At 66.4% G+C, this 18,842-nt stretch carries 18 protein-coding genes and 1 tRNA gene; 4 read left to right on the top strand and 15 right to left on the bottom strand.

The window, feature by feature from the left end; translation table 11 throughout:
• Positions 1 to 23: 23 nt before the first annotated feature.
• The 10 genes from QF036_RS14560 to QF036_RS14515 form a co-directional block, all read right to left on the bottom strand.
• The gene (locus QF036_RS14560) at positions 24 to 953 is read right to left on the bottom strand and encodes an FKBP-type peptidyl-prolyl cis-trans isomerase (protein WP_307102957.1); all 930 of its coding nucleotides are present in this window, start codon (positions 951 to 953) and stop codon (positions 24 to 26) included.
• Between the two features lie 109 nt (positions 954 to 1,062).
• Positions 1,063 to 2,427 carry a Pup--protein ligase gene (pafA, locus tag QF036_RS14555; protein WP_307102955.1) on the bottom strand — a complete coding sequence of 455 codons (1,365 nt, stop codon included), beginning with the start codon at positions 2,425 to 2,427 and terminating at the stop codon, positions 1,063 to 1,065.
• A gap of 1 nt (position 2,428) precedes the next feature.
• Positions 2,429 to 3,136 (bottom strand): proteasome subunit alpha, encoded by a 708-nt coding sequence (gene prcA, locus QF036_RS14550; protein WP_307102954.1) that lies wholly within the window; start codon positions 3,134 to 3,136, stop codon positions 2,429 to 2,431.
• A gap of 1 nt (position 3,137) precedes the next feature.
• A complete protein-coding gene (gene prcB, locus QF036_RS14545) occupies positions 3,138 to 3,959 on the bottom strand; it encodes a proteasome subunit beta (RefSeq protein ID WP_307102952.1) in 822 nt (273 codons plus the stop codon).
• An 84-nt stretch (positions 3,960 to 4,043) separates the two neighbouring features.
• Positions 4,044 to 4,244, bottom strand: a complete 201-nt coding sequence (locus QF036_RS14540) for a ubiquitin-like protein Pup (RefSeq protein ID WP_104138540.1) — start codon at positions 4,242 to 4,244, stop codon at positions 4,044 to 4,046.
• An 85-nt stretch (positions 4,245 to 4,329) separates the two neighbouring features.
• Positions 4,330 to 5,949: a depupylase/deamidase Dop gene (gene dop / locus QF036_RS14535; protein WP_307105934.1), complete on the bottom strand. Its 1,620-nt coding sequence runs from the start codon at positions 5,947 to 5,949 to the stop codon at positions 4,330 to 4,332.
• 50 nt (positions 5,950 to 5,999) lie between these two features.
• A complete protein-coding gene (gene arc, locus QF036_RS14530) occupies positions 6,000 to 7,745 on the bottom strand; it encodes a proteasome ATPase (RefSeq protein WP_307102950.1) in 1,746 nt (581 codons plus the stop codon).
• 82 nt (positions 7,746 to 7,827) lie between these two features.
• Positions 7,828 to 8,895 carry a tRNA (adenine-N1)-methyltransferase gene (locus QF036_RS14525; RefSeq protein WP_307102948.1) on the bottom strand — a complete coding sequence of 356 codons (1,068 nt, stop codon included), beginning with the start codon at positions 8,893 to 8,895 and terminating at the stop codon, positions 7,828 to 7,830.
• 130 nt (positions 8,896 to 9,025) lie between these two features.
• Positions 9,026 to 10,195, bottom strand: a complete 1,170-nt coding sequence (locus QF036_RS14520) for a site-2 protease family protein (RefSeq protein ID WP_307102947.1) — start codon at positions 10,193 to 10,195, stop codon at positions 9,026 to 9,028.
• Between the two features lie 11 nt (positions 10,196 to 10,206).
• Positions 10,207 to 10,935, bottom strand: a complete 729-nt coding sequence (locus tag QF036_RS14515; RefSeq protein ID WP_307102945.1) for an HAD family hydrolase — start codon at positions 10,933 to 10,935, stop codon at positions 10,207 to 10,209.
• 162 nt (positions 10,936 to 11,097) lie between these two features.
• On the opposite strand from QF036_RS14515, the gene QF036_RS14510 reads away from it, so the two are divergent.
• The gene (locus QF036_RS14510) at positions 11,098 to 12,003 is read left to right on the top strand and encodes a PAC2 family protein (RefSeq protein WP_003802259.1); all 906 of its coding nucleotides are present in this window, start codon (positions 11,098 to 11,100) and stop codon (positions 12,001 to 12,003) included.
• A 19-nt stretch (positions 12,004 to 12,022) separates the two neighbouring features.
• Here the strand turns inward: QF036_RS14510 and mshC are convergent, their stop codons facing one another.
• Both mshC and QF036_RS14500 read right to left on the bottom strand, forming a co-directional pair.
• On the bottom strand, positions 12,023 to 13,315 hold the full coding sequence (mshC, locus tag QF036_RS14505; RefSeq protein ID WP_307102943.1) for a cysteine--1-D-myo-inosityl 2-amino-2-deoxy-alpha-D-glucopyranoside ligase: 1,293 nt from the start codon (positions 13,313 to 13,315) through the stop codon (positions 12,023 to 12,025).
• Positions 13,316 to 13,330: 15 nt separating this feature from the next.
• Positions 13,331 to 14,164, bottom strand: coding sequence for an undecaprenyl-diphosphate phosphatase (locus QF036_RS14500; protein WP_307102941.1), 834 nt, complete (start codon positions 14,162 to 14,164; stop codon positions 13,331 to 13,333).
• Between the two features lie 50 nt (positions 14,165 to 14,214).
• On the opposite strand from QF036_RS14500, the gene QF036_RS14495 reads away from it, so the two are divergent.
• Entirely contained in the window at positions 14,215 to 15,153 is a 939-nt protein-coding gene (locus QF036_RS14495; RefSeq protein ID WP_307102938.1) for an aldo/keto reductase, read from the top strand.
• A gap of 26 nt (positions 15,154 to 15,179) precedes the next feature.
• On the opposite strand, the gene QF036_RS14490 is transcribed toward QF036_RS14495, so the two are convergent.
• Positions 15,180 to 15,443, bottom strand: coding sequence for a hypothetical protein (locus QF036_RS14490; RefSeq protein ID WP_307102936.1), 264 nt, complete (start codon positions 15,441 to 15,443; stop codon positions 15,180 to 15,182).
• 39 nt (positions 15,444 to 15,482) lie between these two features.
• Between QF036_RS14490 and QF036_RS14485 the strand changes: the two genes are divergently transcribed.
• A complete protein-coding gene (locus QF036_RS14485) occupies positions 15,483 to 15,716 on the top strand; it encodes a DUF5703 family protein (protein WP_003802269.1) in 234 nt (77 codons plus the stop codon).
• A 62-nt stretch (positions 15,717 to 15,778) separates the two neighbouring features.
• Here the strand turns inward: QF036_RS14485 and QF036_RS14480 are convergent, their stop codons facing one another.
• Both QF036_RS14480 and QF036_RS14475 read right to left on the bottom strand, forming a co-directional pair.
• A complete protein-coding gene (locus QF036_RS14480; RefSeq protein WP_307102933.1) occupies positions 15,779 to 16,939 on the bottom strand; it encodes an acyl-CoA dehydrogenase family protein in 1,161 nt (386 codons plus the stop codon).
• Between the two features lie 8 nt (positions 16,940 to 16,947).
• A complete protein-coding gene (locus QF036_RS14475) occupies positions 16,948 to 18,252 on the bottom strand; it encodes a M20/M25/M40 family metallo-hydrolase (RefSeq protein ID WP_307102931.1) in 1,305 nt (434 codons plus the stop codon).
• A gap of 194 nt (positions 18,253 to 18,446) precedes the next feature.
• Here QF036_RS14475 and QF036_RS14470 point away from each other — a divergent pair.
• Positions 18,447 to 18,529: transfer RNA gene (locus QF036_RS14470), tRNA-Leu, on the top strand.
• Positions 18,530 to 18,842: the final 313 nt, after the last annotated feature.

Below are 18,842 nucleotides of genomic sequence, written 5' to 3'. Positions count from 1 at the left end.
GGGGTGTTGCTTGACGCCTGGGTTTACTTAGCACCCAGGATGTCGACGACGAACGCGAGGTCGCCCTTCGCGTCACCCTGGCCGGAGTCGCCATAGGCCAGATCCTTGGGGATGACGAGCAGGACGCGGGAACCGACCGTTTTTCCGGTCAGGCCCTGGGTCCAGCCCTTGATGACCTGGTTGAGCGCGAACTCTGCCGTCTGCTTGCGGTCAAAGCTGGAGTCGAACTTCTTGCCGCTGGCCAGGGCCACACCGACGTAGTTCACGGTCAGGGTGTCCGTGGCCTTGACGGTTGCGCCTTTGCCCTTGATCAGGTCCTGGGCGATGAGCTTCTTCGGGGCTGCGACGCCCTTGACGGAGAGCTCCGGGACGCCATCCTTCTCGGTAACGGTCGGCAGGCCGGCGGGCGGGGTGACCGGATCGCCCTCAGGCTTGTCGAGCACCTTCGGGGCCTCCTTGGCCGAGAGCACCTTGATGATCAGAAGCTGGGTCGGCTGGGCAGCCTGGCCTTTTGCCGCTGCCTTGCCCGGGATGGCGAGGGCGAGCTGGGAGCCCACCTTGGCGCCAACAAACGCGTTGTAGACGATCGCGCTGCCGGTCTTGAGTTCATCGTTCAGTTCAAGGGGCTCGGGATCGCGGGGGAAGCTGTCATCCAGCGTGGAGCCGTCCTTGGCATTGAGGGCAAGAACGGAAATCTCGGCGATCTGGTTGGCCTTCACGCGTTCCCCGCCGCCTTCGGTGACAACCTTGACGGTGGGTTCGGCAACCTCGAGGGGCTTGGCGAACTCGACGCCCGGGGCTTTCTTGTCCCCCTTGTCCGTCAGCTTGAGCGAGTCGAGCTTGGCGGTCTCACCCGCGGACTGGCTGGTCGGTTCCGGGGCTGCGGGCTCCTGGCCACCGCAGGCGGTCAGCAGAAGCAGCGCGGGAAGAAGGATTGCTAGTAGTCGGCGCACGTAAGAACTTTCGTCGGGGCAAGATGGATGCCCTGCCGGGATGCTGGACACGGCAAGGCAGTCAGGACCGCAGAACGGCCTCTTCCAGAGTAACGCGGAAAGCTGGGTATCAGCCCATAGAGTCCAGAAGCGCATCCACCCGCTCGTCCTCGTTGCGGAACGGGTCCTTGCACAAAATGGTCTGGTGCGCGCGGTCGTTGAGCTTCAGATGGACCCAGTCCACGGTGTAGTCACGGCCCAGCTCCTGTGCCTTGCGGACGAAGTCGCCACGCAGTTTGGCCCGGGTGGTCTGCGGCGGGGCGTCCACGGCGTCCTTGATGGCCGTCTCCTCGGTCACCCGGCGGACTGCCCCGCGCGACTGCAGAAGGTAATACAGGCCGCGGGAACGGGAGATGTCGTGGTAGGTGAGGTCCAGCTGCGCGATCCGGGGGGCGTCCAGGCCCAGGCCGTGGCGCCTGCGGTAGCTGTCCATGAGCTTTTTCTTGATCGCCCAGTCGATTTCGGTCTCGATGGTGCTGGAGTCGCCGCTTTCGATGGCGCGCAGCGTCCGCCCCCACAGGTCCAGGATCAGCGGGACGTGCGGGTTGTGGGCTCCGTTTTCCTCGACGAACGCCGTGACTTTGCTCAGGTACTCCTGCTGGATCTCCAGCGCGGTGAGTTGGCGGCCGTTGGCGAGCCGGACAAGCGCGCGGCCGCTCAGGTCGTGGGAGATCTCCCGGATGCTGCGGATGGGGTTTTCCATCCGCATGTCCCGCATGATTACGCCGGCCTCGATCATCCGCAGGATGAGGTCCACGGTGCCCACCTTGAGCAGCGCAGTGGTCTCGGACATGTTGGAGTCGCCGACGATCACGTGCAGGCGGCGGTAGAACTCGGCGTCGGCGTGCGGCTCGTCGCGGGTGTTGATGATGGGCCGGGAACGGGTGGTGGCGGATGACACGCCCTCCCAGATGTGGTCCGCCCGCTGCGAAAACGCGTAGGTGGCTCCGTGCGGCGTCTTCAGGATCTTGCCAGCACCGGCGATGAGCTGGCGCGTAACGAGGAACGGGATCAGGATCTCGGCCAGCCGGGTGAACTCGCCGCGGCGGGGAATGAGGTAGTTCTCGTGGCTGCCGTAGGAGTTGCCGGCGGAGTCCGTGTTGTTCTTGAACAGATACACCGTGCCGTTGAAGCCCTCGGCAGCCAGCCTGGACTGGGCCTCGTCAACGAGGTCGTCCAGGATGAGCTCCCCGGCGCGGTCATGGGCGATCAGCTGGGCGAGGTCGTCGCATTCCGCGGTTGCGTATTCCGGATGCGAGCCTACGTCGAGGTACAGGCGGGACCCGTTGGTGAGGAACACATTGGAGGACCGTCCCCAGCTCACCACCTTGCGGAACAGGTAGCGGGCCACTTCCTCCGGGGCGAGGGGGCGGGAATCCGGGCTCGAATAGGAAATCCCGAATTCGGTTTCAATGCCGAAGATCCTCTTGTCCATGTCAGCTCTCCTCAGCCAGCAGTTCCACAACGTCCTGGTCGGACAATCTGCGGAAAGCCCTCCGCGTACCCCTGTTGCTTTCCGAACTTCGGTCCAGCACAGCCACTTCCAGGGCCTTGGCTGGCAGGTCGGGTGCCTCGTTGTCCGTCACGAGTCCCTTGACGGCGAGCCGGATCGCCGCCGCGAACGAGAGGTCGCGCTGCCAGCCGCCCTCGACCGCCCCGGACACCTTGTCCGCCTGGCCGCCCATCACAATGAAGTTGTGCTCGTCCGCGATCGAGCCGTCGAACGTGAGGCGGTAGAGGTGGTCGAGGTCCTGGCTGGCTCCGACTTCTGCCACGGCCAGTTCCACCTCGAACGGCTTCTGCTCCGCGGTGAACACGGCGCCCAGGCTCTGGGCGTAGACGCTGGCCAGTCCCCTGGCCGTGACGTCGTCGCGGTCGTAGGAATAGCCGCGGACGTCGGCGTAACGCACCCCGGCCTGGCGGAGGCTCTCAAACTCGTTGTACTTCCCGACGGCGGCGAAGGCGATCTTGTCGTAGATCTCGCCGATCTTATGCAGCGACGGTGACGGGTTCTCTGCCACGAGCGCAATCCCGTCCTCGCAGCTGATCACGATCACGGACCGGCCGCGGGCGATGCCCTTCCGTGCGAAATCCGCACGGTCCTTCATCAGCTGCTCGGGAGAGACATAGAACTGCTGTGTCATATCAGGCCTCCCTGCGGGCAGCTGCCCTGGACTCGATGATGTTTCCGGCCATTGTTGCGAGTTCTCGTTCGGATACCCGCCGGGCTCCGGCCCGGTTGACGGCGTACACCACGGGCCACAGCTGCCGCACGGGGTCGGGGCCGCCGGTGGCGGAGTCGTCGTCGGCTGCGTCGTACAGGGATTCGACGGCGACTGCTATCGCTTCGTCTTCGGGCAGGTTCGGCCGCCAAAGCTTCTTGAGGGCGCCGCGAGCGAACATGGATCCGGAGCCCACGGCGTGGTGTTCCTGTTCCTCGTAGCGGCCGCCGGTCACGTCATAGGAGAAGAGCCTGCCGACCCCGGCGGCAGTGTCGAAGCCCGCGAACAGCGGGACCACGGCGAGGCCCTGCAGCGCCATCGGCAGGTTGCCCCGGATCATGGCGCCGAGCCGGTTCGCCTTGCCGTCCAGGCTCAGCAGGGTGCCCTCGATCTTCTCGTAGTGCTCGAGCTCCACCTGGAACAGGCGGGTCAGGTCGATCGCGATGCCTGCGGTGCCGGCGATTCCCAGGACTGAATACTGGTCGGCGGGAAAGACCTTTTCGATGTGCCGGCTGGCGATGATGTTGCCCATGGTGGCCCGGCGGTCACCGGCCATGACGATGCCGCCGGCGTAGGTCATGGCCACGATGGTGGTGGCGTGGGGCACGGCGAGGGGCTGGGCGGCGGGCGTGCCCGACGCGAACGGTGCGTATTGGGGAAGCAGTTCCGGACGGTCGCGTTGGAGATGCTCAGTGAACGACGACGTCGCGTGGGCGGCTACCTTGTTGGCTGTTGTCTCCTGCACTGGTGCACTCCTTCAACGTGTTACTTCAGCGGCTGTCCGGTACCTCTGGCCTCCGTGCCCGGTGCGGGTGGTGTCGCTGCCGGTCTACTGGCCGCCCTTTTGGACGAACGCCCGGACGAATTCCTCCGCGTTGGACTCCAGGACGCCGTCGATCTCGTCGAGGAGATCGTCAACACCCTGTGTCGACGCGGATGCCTGTCCTTCTGCGGGCGCCGGCGGTGCGGGGACCTCTTCCTCGACCTCGGTGTCGCGTGGCTGCGGCTGCTGCTGCTCCTGGCCTGCCATGTCCTTCTCCTTTATCCAGTCCCCGGTTGCTTCAGGGACATCCTGTATGCCCATATTGCCACGCAAAGGGCCTTTGCGGGGTGCATTATGCCTGTGGCGGAGCCGGTGCCGATCCGAGCAGTTCCGCGAGGAACGGTCCTGCCTCGTTGTGCCTGGCAAACAGCCCTCCGGTCAGCGCCTTCGTGCCGCGCAGCGGTTCCCGGGTGGGGACGCGCTGCAGCCTTCCGTAGCCCGGCACGTCGAAGATCACCGAGTCCCAGCTGGCCCCCACCACGTCCTTGCTGAAGCTGCTGACGCAGCGTCCGCGGAAGTACGCGCGGGTGTCCGACGGCGGTTCCGTTACCGCTGCTGCGATGTCGGCGTCGTCCACGATCCGCTGCATCCGGTTCCGGGACAGCATGCGGTAGTAGAGCCCCTTCTCGGGCCGGAGGTCGGCCCACTGCAGATCCACCAGCCCGAGCCGGGCGTCATCCCACTGGAGCCCGTCGCGTTGGCGGTAGCCCTCCAGGATGGACAGTTTGGCCAGCCACTCCACCGAGGTGGCTGCGGCGGCCCGGTCGCTGTCCAGCTGGGTCAGGGTGGTGGCCCAGCGCTCCAGCACGGCATGGGTGTGGCCGTCGCCGTCAATGGCGTCCGAGACCCCCGTATCCTGGGCGAGCTTGGCGGCGGCCTCGTGGTACATCCACTGCAGGTCAAGGGCCGTCACCCGGCGGCCGTCCAGCAGCCTGATCTTGGTGGTGAGGGTGGTGTCGTGGCTGATCGCCTGCAGCGCGGCCACGGGCTCGTGGACCTCGATGCGCGGCGCGAGCCCCGCCTCGATCAGGCTCAGCACCATGGCGGTGGTCCCGAACTTCAGGTAGTTGGACACCTGACTCAGGTTGGCGTCGCCGATGATGACGTGCAGCCGCCGGTACTTGTCGGCCGTGGCATGGGGCTCGTCGCGGGTGTTGATGATGGGGCGCCGGATGGTGGTCTCAAGGCCCACCTCCGCCTCGAAGAAGTCCGCCCGCTGGCTGATCTGGTAGCCGGGCCGGGAGCTGTCCTGGCCCATGCCCACCCGCCCGGAGCCGCAGATGATCTGCCGCGACACGAAGAACGGGGTCAGCCCGCGGACAATGTCGCCGAACGGCACGGACCGCGGCATCAGGTAGTTTTCGTGCGACCCGTAGGATACGGACTTGTTGTCGGTGTTGTTCTTGTAGAGGTTGACGGCGGGAAGTTCCGTGTCGCTGGCCAGCCTGCGGACCGCAGCCAGGCCCACGAGGTCCCCGGCCGCGTCCCAGGCCACTGCCGCCGCGGGGTTGGTGACCTCCGGGCTGGAGTACTCGGGGTGGGCGTGGTCCACATAGAGCCGTGCCCCGTTGCCGAGCACCATGTTCATCAGCAGCGAGCCCGATTCGTCCTCGCCGTCGAGCTCAAGCTCTTCCCGGCCGTAAGCAAGCGCCACGGCCTCGGCGTCCAGCACGGGCGGCTGGTCCGTCAGCTGGCTCGGGTGGGCCTGGCCGCGTTCGAGCGTCCAGCCGCGGGCGTCGTGCAACGGCTCCTCGTCCGTGTAGTCCCAGCGGGTTTCAGCCCCGCCGGCGGCCCGGAGCCGCGTGACCTGGGCATAGGCCTGGACCACCCGGGCGGACATCATGGTGGCATTGGCGCCCGGTGCGGCCGGCGCGTGAATCCCGTACTCGGTTTCCGACCCCATGACCCTCATGGCGCCGCCCGCCGGCAGGCCACCTCCCAGCGCCGATTCGGAGCCGGCCGTCACAGGTACTGGCCCGTGTTGGGCATGGTCTCGATGGATTTGCCGGGCTCCTGGCCGGCCTTGCCCTGGACGATGGTGCGGATGTAGGTGATGCGCTCACCCTTCTTGCCGGAGATGCGTGCCCAGTCATCCGGGTTGGTGGTGTTGGGCATGTCCTCATGCTCGCGGAACTCATCGACGACGGCGCGCAGCAGGTGGTCGATGCGCAGGCCCTTCTGCTGCGTGGTGAGGAGGTCCTTGATGGCGTACTTCTTGGCACGGTCCACGACGTTCTGGACCACGGCCCCGGAGTTGAAGTCCTTGAAGTACAGCATCTCGGTGTCGCCGTTGGCATAGGTGACTTCCAGGAACTCGTTGGATTTCTCCGTTGAGTACATCGACTCCACGGTCCGCTGGACCATGGCATCGACCGTGGCCAGCACATCGCCGTCGTGTTCCACCAGGTCGTCCTCGTGGAACGGCAGGTCCGGGGTGATGTACTTCCGGAAGATGTCCGCCGCGGCCTCGGCGTCCGGGCGCTGGATCTTGACCTTCACGTCGAGGCGGCCGGGACGGAGGATGGCGGGGTCGATCATGTCCTCGCGGTTGGAGGCGCCGATGACAATGACGTTGTCCAGCCGCTCCACGCCGTCGATCTCGCTCAGCAGCTGCGGCACAATCGTGGTTTCGACGTCGGAGGAGATGCCCGTGCCGCGGGTGCGGAAGAGCGAATCCATCTCGTCGAAGAAGACCACTACGGGGCTGCCGTCCGAGGCCTTTTCGCGGGCCCGGGAGAAGATCAGCCGGATGTGGCGTTCCGTTTCGCCGACGTACTTGTCGAGGAGCTCGGGGCCCTTGATATTCAGGAAGTAGCTCTTGAGGTCGATGTTGCCCGAGCGTTCCGCGGCACGCGCGGCCAAAGAGTTTGCCACGGCCTTGGCGATGAGGGTCTTGCCGCAGCCCGGAGGCCCGTAGAGCAGGATGCCCTTGGGCGCCTTGAGCCCGTGTTCGCGGTAGAGGTCCGGGTGCAGGAACGGCAGTTCGATGGCGTCCCGGATCTGTTCGATCTGCGGGCCGAGGCCGCCGATGTCCTCGTAGGTGATGTCCGGGACTTCCTCCAGGACGAGGTTCTCGACCTCGGACCGCGGGACCTTTTCGAGGGCGTACCCGGTGCGGGAATCGATGGACAGGGCATCGCCCACGCGCAGCTTCTCGCTCAGCAGCGGGCCGGCGAGCCGGATGACGCGCTCCTCATCGGCGCGGCCCAGCACCAGGGCGCGGTCCGGGCCGAGCATCTCCTTGAGCGTGACCAGTTCGCCCGCGCGCTCGTAGCCGAGGCCAGCCACCACCAGGAGAGCCTCATTGAGGAGGACCTCCTGGCCGACCGCCAGCTGGTTCATGTTGACCAGCGGGCTGACGCCAACCCGCATTTTGCGCCCGGCGTTGAAGATGTCCACCGATTCCTCGGTGGCAGCCTGGCCGCTGCCGGCGGCCTGGCGCCGCGGGTTCAGCTGGAGGATGGTGCCGAAACTGTACGGCGGCTGCCCCTCCTGGTCCAGGGCGTTCTTCAGCCGGAGTATTTCGGCTTTGGCGGTTTCCAGCATCGCCACGAGCTTGGAGTTGTTCTGCGTGGCAGCGGCCAGTTGGCGGTCGATATGCCTCAGTTTGTCCCTGAGGATATTGACCTGCCGGTCCGCGACAGACAGTTCGTTGGCGCCAGCCTGCTCAGCCGGCGTAGGCACGGAGTCATTGTTTGGCGTCTCCATGATGCATCAGCCCCTTCCTACGCTTCTCTTAAGACCATAGCCCCAAGTTGGCTGGTAGAGCCGACGACATCCGAAATACGGACTAGTTTGTGATCTCCGGGTCGTCCTTCACGTTGGTGCCGGCGATCGCGTCCCGCGCCGCCCGGCGGAGCTTCTTGTCCGAGACGAGGCGTTCCCCCACAGCGCCCGGTGTCCAGGCGTTGACGTCCTCTTCGTTGAACTCGGTCTTGGACGGGCGCCGCTTGACGGAGATGCCGGTGACGCCGTCGGCGAGCCGCCGCGTGACTAGCAGGAAGCCGGTGTGGGCAACCATGCGGTGGTCGGGGCGGACGGCCAGTCCTTCGAGGTGCCAGCCGCGGACCATCGATTCCCAGGCGTCCGGCTCGGTGAAGCGGCCGTCGGCGCGGATGGCTTCCGCCGTGCGGGAGAGCTGGGTGACAGTGGCGACGTAGTTGATCCACACGCCGCCGGGGGCCAGGACGGTGGCCACGGCGTCGAGGCATTCCCAGGGCGCCAGCATGTCGAGGACCACGCGGTCGATGGACCCGGGCTCTTCGGCGCGGACCACTTCCTCCTGGAAGTCCCCGAGGGAGATCTGCCAGGCCGGGTGCGGGCCGCCGAAGATGGTCTCCACGTTGCCGCGGGCGATGGCGGCGAATTCCTCGCGGCGTTCGAAGGAATGCAGGTAGCCCTGGTCCCCCACCGCACGCAGCAGCGAGATGGAGAGTGCACCTGAGCCCACCCCTGCCTCCACCACGCGGGCGCCCGGGAAGATGTCAGCCATGGTGATGATCTGGCCGGCGTCCTTGGGGTAGACCACGGCGGCGCCGCGGGGCATGGACAGGACAAAGTCGGACAGCAGCGGGCGGAGCGTCTGGTACTGCTGGCCGACGTTGTTCACCACCACCGAGCCGTCCACCTTGCCGATGATGTCATCGTGGTTGAGGAAGCCGCGGTGGGTGTGGAACGCTCCGCCTGCCTCCAGGCTGATGGTGTTCATACGCCCGCGCTCGTCCGTCAGCTGGACCCGTTCGCCTTCACGGAAGGGGCCGCGCCGCCGGGCAGCGCCGACCGGCTGGTCCGCCGTCCCGGCTGCAGTGCCGGAGGAAAGGCCCGTGCTGGTTCCGTTGGCGGCAGATTCGCTGCTCATGACTGTGTCCTCGCTCCTGTGAAAGCTGTCTTGGCGTGCACCGTGGCGGTCAGGCAGGGCGCCGTGCACCCGCTGCCGATTTCACGACCGGCACGTAACTCTACCGGTTCCGGCCACGCCGGCGCGTGTTTTAGCGGGGTCCCTTGCCTGTTATGGCCGTCACCACGGTGGACTGACGCAGCAGGCCGGTGACCCGGCCGTTGTGGTCAACCACCGCGTAGTCGTGTCCTTCGAGCTGCGCCAGGTACTGGAGCAGCTCCTGGCCTTTGGACCATTCCGGCACGTAGGCGCCGGCGCCGAGCGCGTAGGCCACCGCTCCGGCGGGGGTGGTGCCGGCCACGGCGGCGGGCACCGCGGCCAGGGCCGCGGGGTCCACCACGCTGCTTGGCCTGCCGTCCGGCGCGCAGAGCACGACGGCGGTCCGCCCGCCTGCCGACACGTTCAGGATGTCGCTGACGCTCACCGTTTCGGAAAGGCCGACGGCGGGTTCGGCCAACGCGGCGGCGCTCACCAGATGGAGCCGGCTGCGCAGGCGGCCCTGCTGGATTGACGCTGACGCGCCCATCCAGAGGAAGCCGCCGACCAGGATGGTGATGAGCAGCATGCTGGTGTCCGGGACGTCTCCACTGAGCAGCGGCCGGACAATGAAGTACAGGCCCAGGCCGATGACGATGATTCGGCCTCCCCAGCCCGCGGCGACGGTGCCCTTGGCGTGACTGCCGGTGGCCTTCCAGACGGCGGATTCCACCAAGCGGCCGCCGTCCAGCGGCAGCCCGGGCAGCACGTTGAAGATGCCGATCACAAGGTTGGCCCAGAAGAAGATGTTCAGGAGGGTGTCCGCCACGCCGGACAGCCCGCCCGCGGAGATCACCAGCCACGCTGCGCCTGCGAGCACGAAGTTGGCGGCGGGCCCGGCCATGGCCACCAGCACGGACCGTCCGGGGGTCGCGGTGAAGCTTTCAAACTGGGTGTGGCCGCCCCAGAGGTTGAGCACGATTTTCTCGCTGGGCCAGCCGTAGATCTTGGCGGTCAGCGCGTGCGCCAGTTCATGGACGAGCACCGACAGCAGGAGCAGGACCGCGTAGGCGAATGCCACGTAGTAGGCCCCGATGCCCAGCGACGGGGTGCCGTGCTGCAGCACGGGTCCGTATACGATCACCGTGAAGGCGGCGATAATGAACCAGGAGTAGGCCAGGACGATGGGAATGCCGGCGATCCTGCCGAGCGGGATGCCCTCGCGCCGGCTGTTCCTGGTCTGCACGCTCGGGGGCTGCTGACCGGATCCCGCGGGATCAGACACGTTCCGGCTCCTTAGTTAACGTTTTCGAAGGTTGCCGCCGGTTCGCGCGAGCCGAGGCGGAGCCTCACCAGCTCCTCGAGTTCGGCCACGCTGCGGTCCGTGAGGGTGTCCCACGTGGACCGGCGGGCGTCGTCCGGCAGCGGCACGATGTGCGGAATTGCAACGGTCACCGCTCCGGATGCCACGGCAGCGGCGACGCCCGGCGCCGAGTCCTCCAGCGCCACGCAGTGGTCGACGGTGAGCTCAGGGTCCTGCTGCTTCAGCAGGTCCACAGCCTTGAGGTACGCCTCCGGGTGCGGTTTGCCCCGGGTTACCGTGTCGCCGGTAATGAGGAACTCGAAGTAGGGCCGGGGAAGGCTCGCCACGATTTCGCGGGCCAGCGGTGCCTCTGACATGGTCACAAGGGCACAACGCACGCCGGCGCTGAAAAGTTCATCCAGCAGCTCCCGGGCCCCTGGGCGCCACGGCACGTTTTCCCGGACGCGGCTGATCACCTGGGCGGTGAGCGTGTCGATGATCTCGCGGATCTCCAGGCGCACGCCGGCGCGCTGGAGGACGCCGGCGGAGTGGACCAGCGATTGCCCCACGAGCTGCATGGCCTGCTCGTGCGACCACGTCCCCCCGTAGGCCTCGACAAGGTTGTGTTCGGCTTCGATCCAGTACGGTTCCGTGTCAACGATGGTGCCGTCCATGTCCCATAAAACGGCTTTGAGCAAGGGCTGAGTGGCGGCAGATTCCATGCATTCCACTGTACCGGGCCGCCCGGCGGCGCCCTGCCGCGGCCCCCGGACGTACGCCGTCGGCGAATTTCCCCATCCCCGCCCGGCGGAGATGGGGGTTTGTCCGGATCTGCGGCGGTTCGTTCTATGCAACAGCAACACTTGTGGACGTAGGGTGAAGGGATGAACAGCTTTGACGGAGACACCAACGAACCGGGCACCGCGCCTGAGACGGAGCAGCTGCTGCAGCCTGTTCCCGAGGGTCAGCGCATTACTGTGATGCTGGCTGCGTTCGAGGGCTGGAATGACGCGGGGGAAGCCGCCAGTGATGCGCTCCGTTACCTGAACAAGCTGTGGGGCGGGAAGAAGGTCGCGTCCATCGACGCCGACGAGTACTACGACTTCCAGTTCACCCGTCCCACCGTGCGCCGCACGGCCTCCGGCGAACGCAAGATCAAGTGGCCCTCCACGCGGATCTACAAGGCCAGCGCCCCCGGCACCAATGTGGATGTGATTTTCATCCAAGGCACCGAACCGTCCTATAAGTGGCGCGCGTATACAGCGGAACTGCTGGTTCACGCCGAGGCGCTTCATGTGGACTACGTGGTCCTGGTGGGGGCACTGCTGGCGGATGTGCCGCACAGCCGGCCCATCCCGGTCAGCACGTCCACTGACGACGGCGCACTGCGGGAACGGCTCAACCTTGAGGCCTCGCAGTATGAAGGCCCCGTGGGCATCGTCGGCGTGCTGTCCGAGGTATCGCTGCTCGCCGGCATCCCCACTGTCTCGCTCTGGGCGGCCGTACCGCACTACGTGGCCCAGGCACCGTCACCCAAGGCGCAGCTGGCCCTCCTGCACCGCATCGAGGAACTGCTCCAGGTTCCGCTGGACACCCACGAGCTGGCCGAGGAGGCCGAGGCATGGGAGCGCGGCGTCAACGAACTGGCCACCGAGGATCCCGAAATCGCTGCCTATGTAAGGCAGCTGGAGGAAGCGAAGGACACCGCCGACCTGCCCGAGGCCAGCGGTGAATCCATCGCACGCGAGTTTGAGCGCTACCTGAAGCGGCGGGGCAAGGACAAGCCCTAGGGATACGCCGTTGTGGGCGCTACAGTTCGACGCCGAGAAGCGCGTTGACGGCGTCGCGCACCAGTGCCTGGTCTGCTTCGGACACGCTGCCCGTGTTGTTAAGGGCGGGGTTCTTAAGGGCAGTGTCTGCCCACCGATCCACGGCGGCCAGCGCTGCAGGAGCGTCCAGGTCATCGGCCAGGGCCTCGCGCATCTGCCCGATCAGTTCCGAGGCGGTTCCGGCCGGCGCCGCAGCCAGGGCTGAACGCCACCATTTCAGGCGTGCCTTGGCCTGCTCAAAGCCTTCCGCTGTCCAGGACCAGTCGGACCGGTAGTGGTGCGCCAGGATGGCCAGGCGGATGGCCGCGGGTTCTTCGCCCGCCGCGCGCAGCTTGGAGACCAGGACCAGGTTGCCCTTGGACTTGGACATCTTCTCGCCATCGAGTCCCACCATGCCGGCGTGGGCGAAGTGCTCCGCCAGCGGAACCCCGGACAGCGAATAGGCGTGCCCGGCACCCATCTCGTGGTGCGGGAAAACCAGGTCCGAGCCGCCGCCCTGCACGGTGAAGGGCGCGGGCAGGTACTTCTGGGCGATGACGGTGCACTCGATGTGCCAGCCGGGCCGGCCCTCCCCCAGTTCACCGCCGGGCCAGCTGGGCTCGCCGTCGCGGGCCACCCGCCACAGGAGCGGATCGAGGGCCTGGCGCTTGCCTGCCCGGCCGGGGTCGCCGCCGCGTTCGGCAAACAGCTCCAGCATCTCGGCTTCCGGCAGTCCGGAGACTGCGCCGAGGCTCCAGGCGTCCACGCCGACGGCGTGCTTGCCGGCGGCCTCGACGTCGTAGTAGACGTCGCCGTCGGGCTCGCCCGGGGTGCCGTTAACGCGGTAGGCCAGTCCCTGGTGCAGGAGCCGTTCAATGGCAGGGACGATCAGCGGCATGGCTTCGACGGCGCCGATGTAATGGTCGGGGGCGATGACGTTGAGGGCTTCCATATCTGTGCGGAAGAGCTCGATCTGGCTGGCCGCGAGCTCGCGCCAGTCGACGCCGGTAGCTTCGGCGCGCTCGAGCAGCGGGTCATCGATGTCGGTGACGTTCTGGACGTAGGCAACCTGCTGGCCACCGTCGCGCCAGGCGCGGTTCAGCAGATCGAATGCCACGTAGCTGGCCGCGTGGCCCATGTGGGTCGCGTCATACGGGGTGATTCCGCAGACATACATCGACTTTGCGCCATCGGCGTTCAGGGTTACGGCGCGGTCTGCGGTTGTGTCAAACAAGCGGAGCGCGGGCATTTCCCCCGGCAGGACAGGCACGGGGCGGGAGATCCAGGACTTCACAGACCAAGCCTAGTGCTAGGCGCTGATGACATTGAAACCGAGCAGCAGGTACAGGGCGAGGCCCAGGAAGATGCGGTACCAGACAAACAGCCGGTAGCTGCGCGTTGAGATGAACTTCAGGAACCAGCCGATGATGACGTAGCCAATGGCGAACGCAATTACCGTGGCCAGCGCCGTCTCCCCCAGTCCGAAGGGACCGCCCACGCCGTCCTTGGCCACCACCTTGAAGAGCTGGTAAAGGCCGCTGCCAAACACCGCAGGGATGGCAAGGAGAAAGGAGTAGCGGGCGGCGGCTTCACGCGTGTAGCCCATAAGGAGCCCGGCCGTGATGGTGCCGCCGGAGCGTGAAACGCCGGGGATCAGCGCCATGGCCTGGGCGAAGCCGTAGAGGATGCCGTGCTTGTAGGTGAGCCTGGAGAGGTCCCGGTCCTGCTTGCCGACGGCGTCCGCCACGGCGAGGATCAGGCCGAAGACTATGAGCATGGTGGCCACGATCCAGAGACTGCGCAGGACAGATTCGATCTGGTCCTGGAACAGCAGGCCCAGGACGATGATGGGCAGGCTGCCCAGAATCACCAGCCAGCCCATCCGGGCGTCCGGGTCCTGGCGTGAAACCCGCCCGGACAGCGAGCCGAACCAGGCCTTAACGATCCTGACGATGTCCCGCCAGAAGTAGACAATGACGGCGGTCTCCGTGCCGAGCTGCGTGATGGCGGTGAAGGCCGCACCGGGGTCCGCCGCGTTCGGCAGGAAGGAGCCCACAATCCGCAGGTGGGCGCTCGATGAAATAGGTAGGAATTCGGTCAGTCCCTGCACAAGACCCAGCAGGGCCGCTTCAATCCAGTTCACGCTAAGACCCTACGTCATGATGCAGGTGGTTTCCCCGTAAGCTAACTGCTATGCAGCAGCGTTACATCGGCAACAGCGGGCTCCGCGCCTCCTCCCTCTCCCTGGGCACCATGTCGTGGTCCCGCGAAACGGACGAGCAGGATGCATCGGAGCTGCTGCGCACCTTCGTGGACGCCGGCGGGACCCTTGTGGACACTGCGGCCTCCTACGCCGACGGCCAGGCGGAAGCCATGCTCGGGTCAATGCTGGGCGACGTCGTCTCCCGCACGGAAGTGGTCATCTCCACCAAAGCAGGGGTGTCGCCGTCGGACGGGCGGCAGCGCGTGGACGCATCCCGGAATGCCATGCTGTCCGGCCTGGACGCCAGCCTGGCGCGGCTTGGCACCGACTACGTTGACCTCTGGCTCGCCCAGGCATGGGACCCCAACGTCCCGCTTGAGGAGACGTTGTCCGCCCTCGACTTCGCCGTCCGCAGCGGACGGGCCCGCTATGCGGGAATCGCCAACTACAACGGCTGGCAGACTGCCAAAGCCGCAGCAGTGGCAGGGTTCCCGCTCGTGGCCAACCAGTCCGAATACTCGCTGCTCCGCCGCAAGCCCGAGGCGGAACTGGTGCCGGCCATCGAGGATGCTGGCCTGGGGCTGATGGCGTGGGCGCCGCTGGGCCGCGGCGTGCTCACGGGCAAGTACCGCGGTCATGTTCCGGCTGACTCCAGAGCGGCCGGCACGCGGCTGGCCACCTACGTGGAGCCGTACCTTGAACAGCCCTCATCGCAGGTAGTGGAGGCTGTTGCCATGGCGGCCCGGGGCCTGGGGCGGTCGTCCCTGGATGTTGCACTGAGCTGGCTGCTGTCCCGGCACGGGGTGGCGACGGCCATCGTGGGCGCGCGCACGCCGGTCCAGCTCAAGGAAATTCTGGATGCCCAGCTCACGCCGCTGCCGGCGGAAATAGCACGCGCCCTCGAGGATGTCTCCAGCAACCAGGTCTGACGGGGGCCGGGCCGCATCCGGCAGCCTTACTCCTCGACGATTTCCAGGTCCTCGTCGTCGGCTTCTTCGTCTTCCTCTTCGTCTTCCTCGTCATCGAAAACCTGGAGCGGCGTCACTTCGTTGTAGGCCTCATAGAGGGCGTCCTCATAGACTTCGAAGGCATCAGCAACGGCAAAGAATGCCGCCTCCACTGAGGGGTCACCATCCCCGCGGCGGGCCGAGGCGGCTGCAAGGTGTTCTTCCAAAGCGGCAGTCAAGGACTGAAGCGCGACACGCGGATCGATGCTCATGCCTTCACGTTAGCGGGAAAAGGACGAAAATGGAGAGCAATGAAGGAACATTTTCTGACCAGCTCGGTCCTGCGGGAAAGGGACTATGCCCGGCAATACGAGTACCTCGTATTGACCGTCGGTCCTGACGATTCCCTGCCCGAAGCCCGGCGCCGGCTCGTGGAACACTCCGAGTACGGCAAGTGGGAACTCGAGCGCAGCAGACTCTACGTGGGCGGCGGCAGGCGCTTCTGGCTTCGCCGCCGGGTCACGCAGGTGCAGCGCACAGTTTAGGCCGCTCCGGCCCCCTGGGCGCGCACCTCGATGGTGCGCGCCTGCTTCCACATGGAGCCTGGTCAGTCTTCGAGCGGGCCCAGCCACGCGTTGGCAACCGTATTGTGCGCAGATTCGTCGTCCGAGGGGTGGAACATGCCGGCCAGGACGTCACGGTACAGGCGCTCCAGCTCCGAACCCCTGAAGTAGCTGGAGCCGCCGGAGACCCGGATGGCGAGATCCACCACCGTCCGCGCCGTCTCCGTGGCCCGGAGCTTGACGCCCACCAGCTTGGGAAACCACTGGCTGCCATGGTCCGCCAGGCGGTCCACATCTCCGGCCACCACCGAAAGCTGCGGGTACAGGGCATCCATGGCCAGGGCAGCCTCGGCCACCTTCCAGCGGATATCAGGGTCCTGGGCCAGGCTCCGGCCGCCATTCTTGAACGATGTCCTGCGCCTGGCGGCTTCCACGGCCAGCACCAGGGCCCGCTCACCGATGCCGGCATACACGCCGGCAAGCAGGGTTTCAAAGCACGAGAAGATCGCGAAGATCAGCGGATCGGCGTTGGGGCCTACCGGCAGCTTCCGGAAGATGCGGCCGGGCGGGACAACCGCGCCGTCCAGGATGGTGGTGTTGGACTGGCTGGCGCGCATCCCCAGCGTGTTCCAGTCCTCCAGGATCCGGTAGCCGGCCGTGTCCCGACCGATGAACCCGTGCACCAGTTCCCCTTCGCCGTCCCGTGCAGCCGGATCCTTGCCGAAGATGCCCAGGCGCGTCCAGGCCGGCGAGAGGCTCGTGAAAATCTTCGTGCCCGTGAACGAGTACCCGCCGTCCGGCAGGGGCGTGGCCGCCGTCAGCGAATCGAACAGGACGGAGTCGTTGCCGGCCTCTGAATTGCCGAAGGCGAAAATCTCCCCCGCCGCTGCCTCCTGCAGCACGAAGTTCAGGGAGGAGTCGCCGCGCGCGGCCAGGACGCTGGCCACCCCTGTCCAGACCAGGTGCATGTTGACGGCCAGCGCGGTGGCCGGGGCCGCCGTCGCCAGCCGCCGCTGGCAGCGGACCGCAGCCTCCAGGCCAAGGCCCGCTCCGCCGTCGGACTCCGGCACGAAAAGCCTCAAGTACCCGGCGGCGGCGAGTTCTTCAAGATCCTCGGCGAAGAAGCGGTTCTGTTCGTCGTACTCCGCAGCCCTGCCGCGGATCCGCTCGAGCAGGCTGTCAGGAAGCAGCTGTTCCGGTTCCACCGCCGGCCTCAGTAGTTGGTGAGCAGCGTGTTCAGGACGCGGGCGCCGAACTTCAGGGATTCCGCCGGAACCCGTTCATCAACGCCGTGGAACATGCCGGTGAAGTCGAGGTCGTCAGGAAGCTGCAGGGGTGCGAAGCCGTAGCCGGTAATGCCGAGCTTGGAGAGCGACTTGTTGTCGGTGCCGCCGGACAGCGTGTACGGGAGAACCTTCGCGCCCGGGTCTTCGGAGTGCAGGGCGTCGATCATCGAGTCGACCAGGTTGCCGGCAAACGGCACTTCCAGGGAGACATCGTTGTGCACGTAGCTGACGTCAACGCCGCTGCCCGCCAGCTCGCGGACGATCTCGAGAACCTGGTCCTGCTGGCCGGGGAGGGTCCGGCAGTCCACCAGTGCCTCGGCGGACTCGGGGATGACGTTGTGCTTGTAGCCGCCGCCCAGGAGCGTCGGGTTGGACGTGTTCTGCAGCGTGGCCCCCACGAAGCGGGCTACCGTGCCCAGTTCCTTCAGCAGCAGCTCCGGGTTGTCGGGGTCGAATTCGACGCCGGTCAGTTCGGTCACGCCGTCCAGGAACTGGCGCGTGGTGGCGGTCAACTCGATGGGCCACTGGTACTCACCGATGCGGGTCACCGCGCCGGCGAGCCGGGTGATGGCATTGTCGGTGTTGATCTGCGACCCGTGGCCGGCGCGGCCGTGCGCCACGAGCCGCAGCCAGGAGATGCCCTTTTCCGCCGTTTGCAGCAGGTAGGCCCGCTGGCCGCCGATCGTGGTCGAAAAGCCGCCGACTTCCGAGATGGCCTCCGTCGCACCCTCGAACAGTTCGGGACGGTGCTTCACCGCGTACTGGGCGCCGTGGACGCCGCCGGCCTCCTCGTCGGCAAAGAACGCAAAGATGATGTCCCGCTTGGGCTTGCGCCCGGTGCGCGCGAAGTTGCGCAGCACGGACAAGATCATCGCGTCCATGTCCTTCATGTCCACTGCGCCGCGGCCCCAGATCAGCCCGTCTTTGAGCTCGCCACTGAACGGGTCCACGGACCATTGCTCGCGGAGGGCAGGCACCACGTCCAGGTGGCCATGGACCACGAGGGCGCTGGCGGAGGGGTCCTCCCCCGCCATGCGGGTGACCACGCTGGCCCGGCCAGGCTCTGATTCGAAGATTTCCGCGTCCAGCCCCACCTCAGTGATCAGGCCGGCGGTGTATTCGGCCGCCGCACGTTCGCCGGGACCCGAGCCGTCCCCATAGTTGGATGAATCGATGCGGATGAGCTCCTGGCAGATGGTGACGACTTCATCCTCGGGCCGTACGTGTGTCATTGATCACTCCTTGATGCGGGGACTACGCGGATTCATGCGGGTTCTGGCGGTTTTTGGCTGCCGGAACACCCGGGTTCAGCCTACCCAGTCCGCTCGATTCCATCTTTCCGGAAAGTTCGTGTTAGAGTTTTTCTCGCTGCTTCGGAGAGAAGCGAACCGCTGAAAGGCGGAGAGAGTCCTCCGAAATACCACCTGCGCGGGTGGCGGAATGGCAGACGCGCTAGCTTGAGGTGCTAGTCCTCGAAAGGGGGTGGGGGTTCAAGTCCCCCTCCGCGCACAAAGGGAACACCCCGGGAATCCAATGGATTCCCGGGGTTTTTTCGTTTCTCCGCGTGCTTTTCCGTTCCTCCATGAACAGCGGGAACGCACCCGTCACGGCAAACCCACACTTGAGTCCGGCGGCGCCTACCGCGGCAGGGCTCTTCGGCGGGAATCCATCGAAGACGTCCGGAAAACGCGCCGAAGATGACCCGGAAAGTCAGGCGCGTTACTGACTGTGACGGCACTGTCTGCGCTCTTCCCGAGCGCCGCCGACGGGCGTAAAAAGGAACTGGAGGGCAACAGTTGTAACCTTCGCCTCACCGGCCTCC

The sequence above is a fragment of the Arthrobacter globiformis genome, assembly GCF_030817195.1.
Taxonomy (GTDB): domain Bacteria; phylum Actinomycetota; class Actinomycetes; order Actinomycetales; family Micrococcaceae; genus Arthrobacter; species Arthrobacter globiformis_D.
The sequence above is the reverse complement of the archived record's forward strand: the minus strand, read 5'-3'. Positions and strand labels throughout refer to the sequence as shown.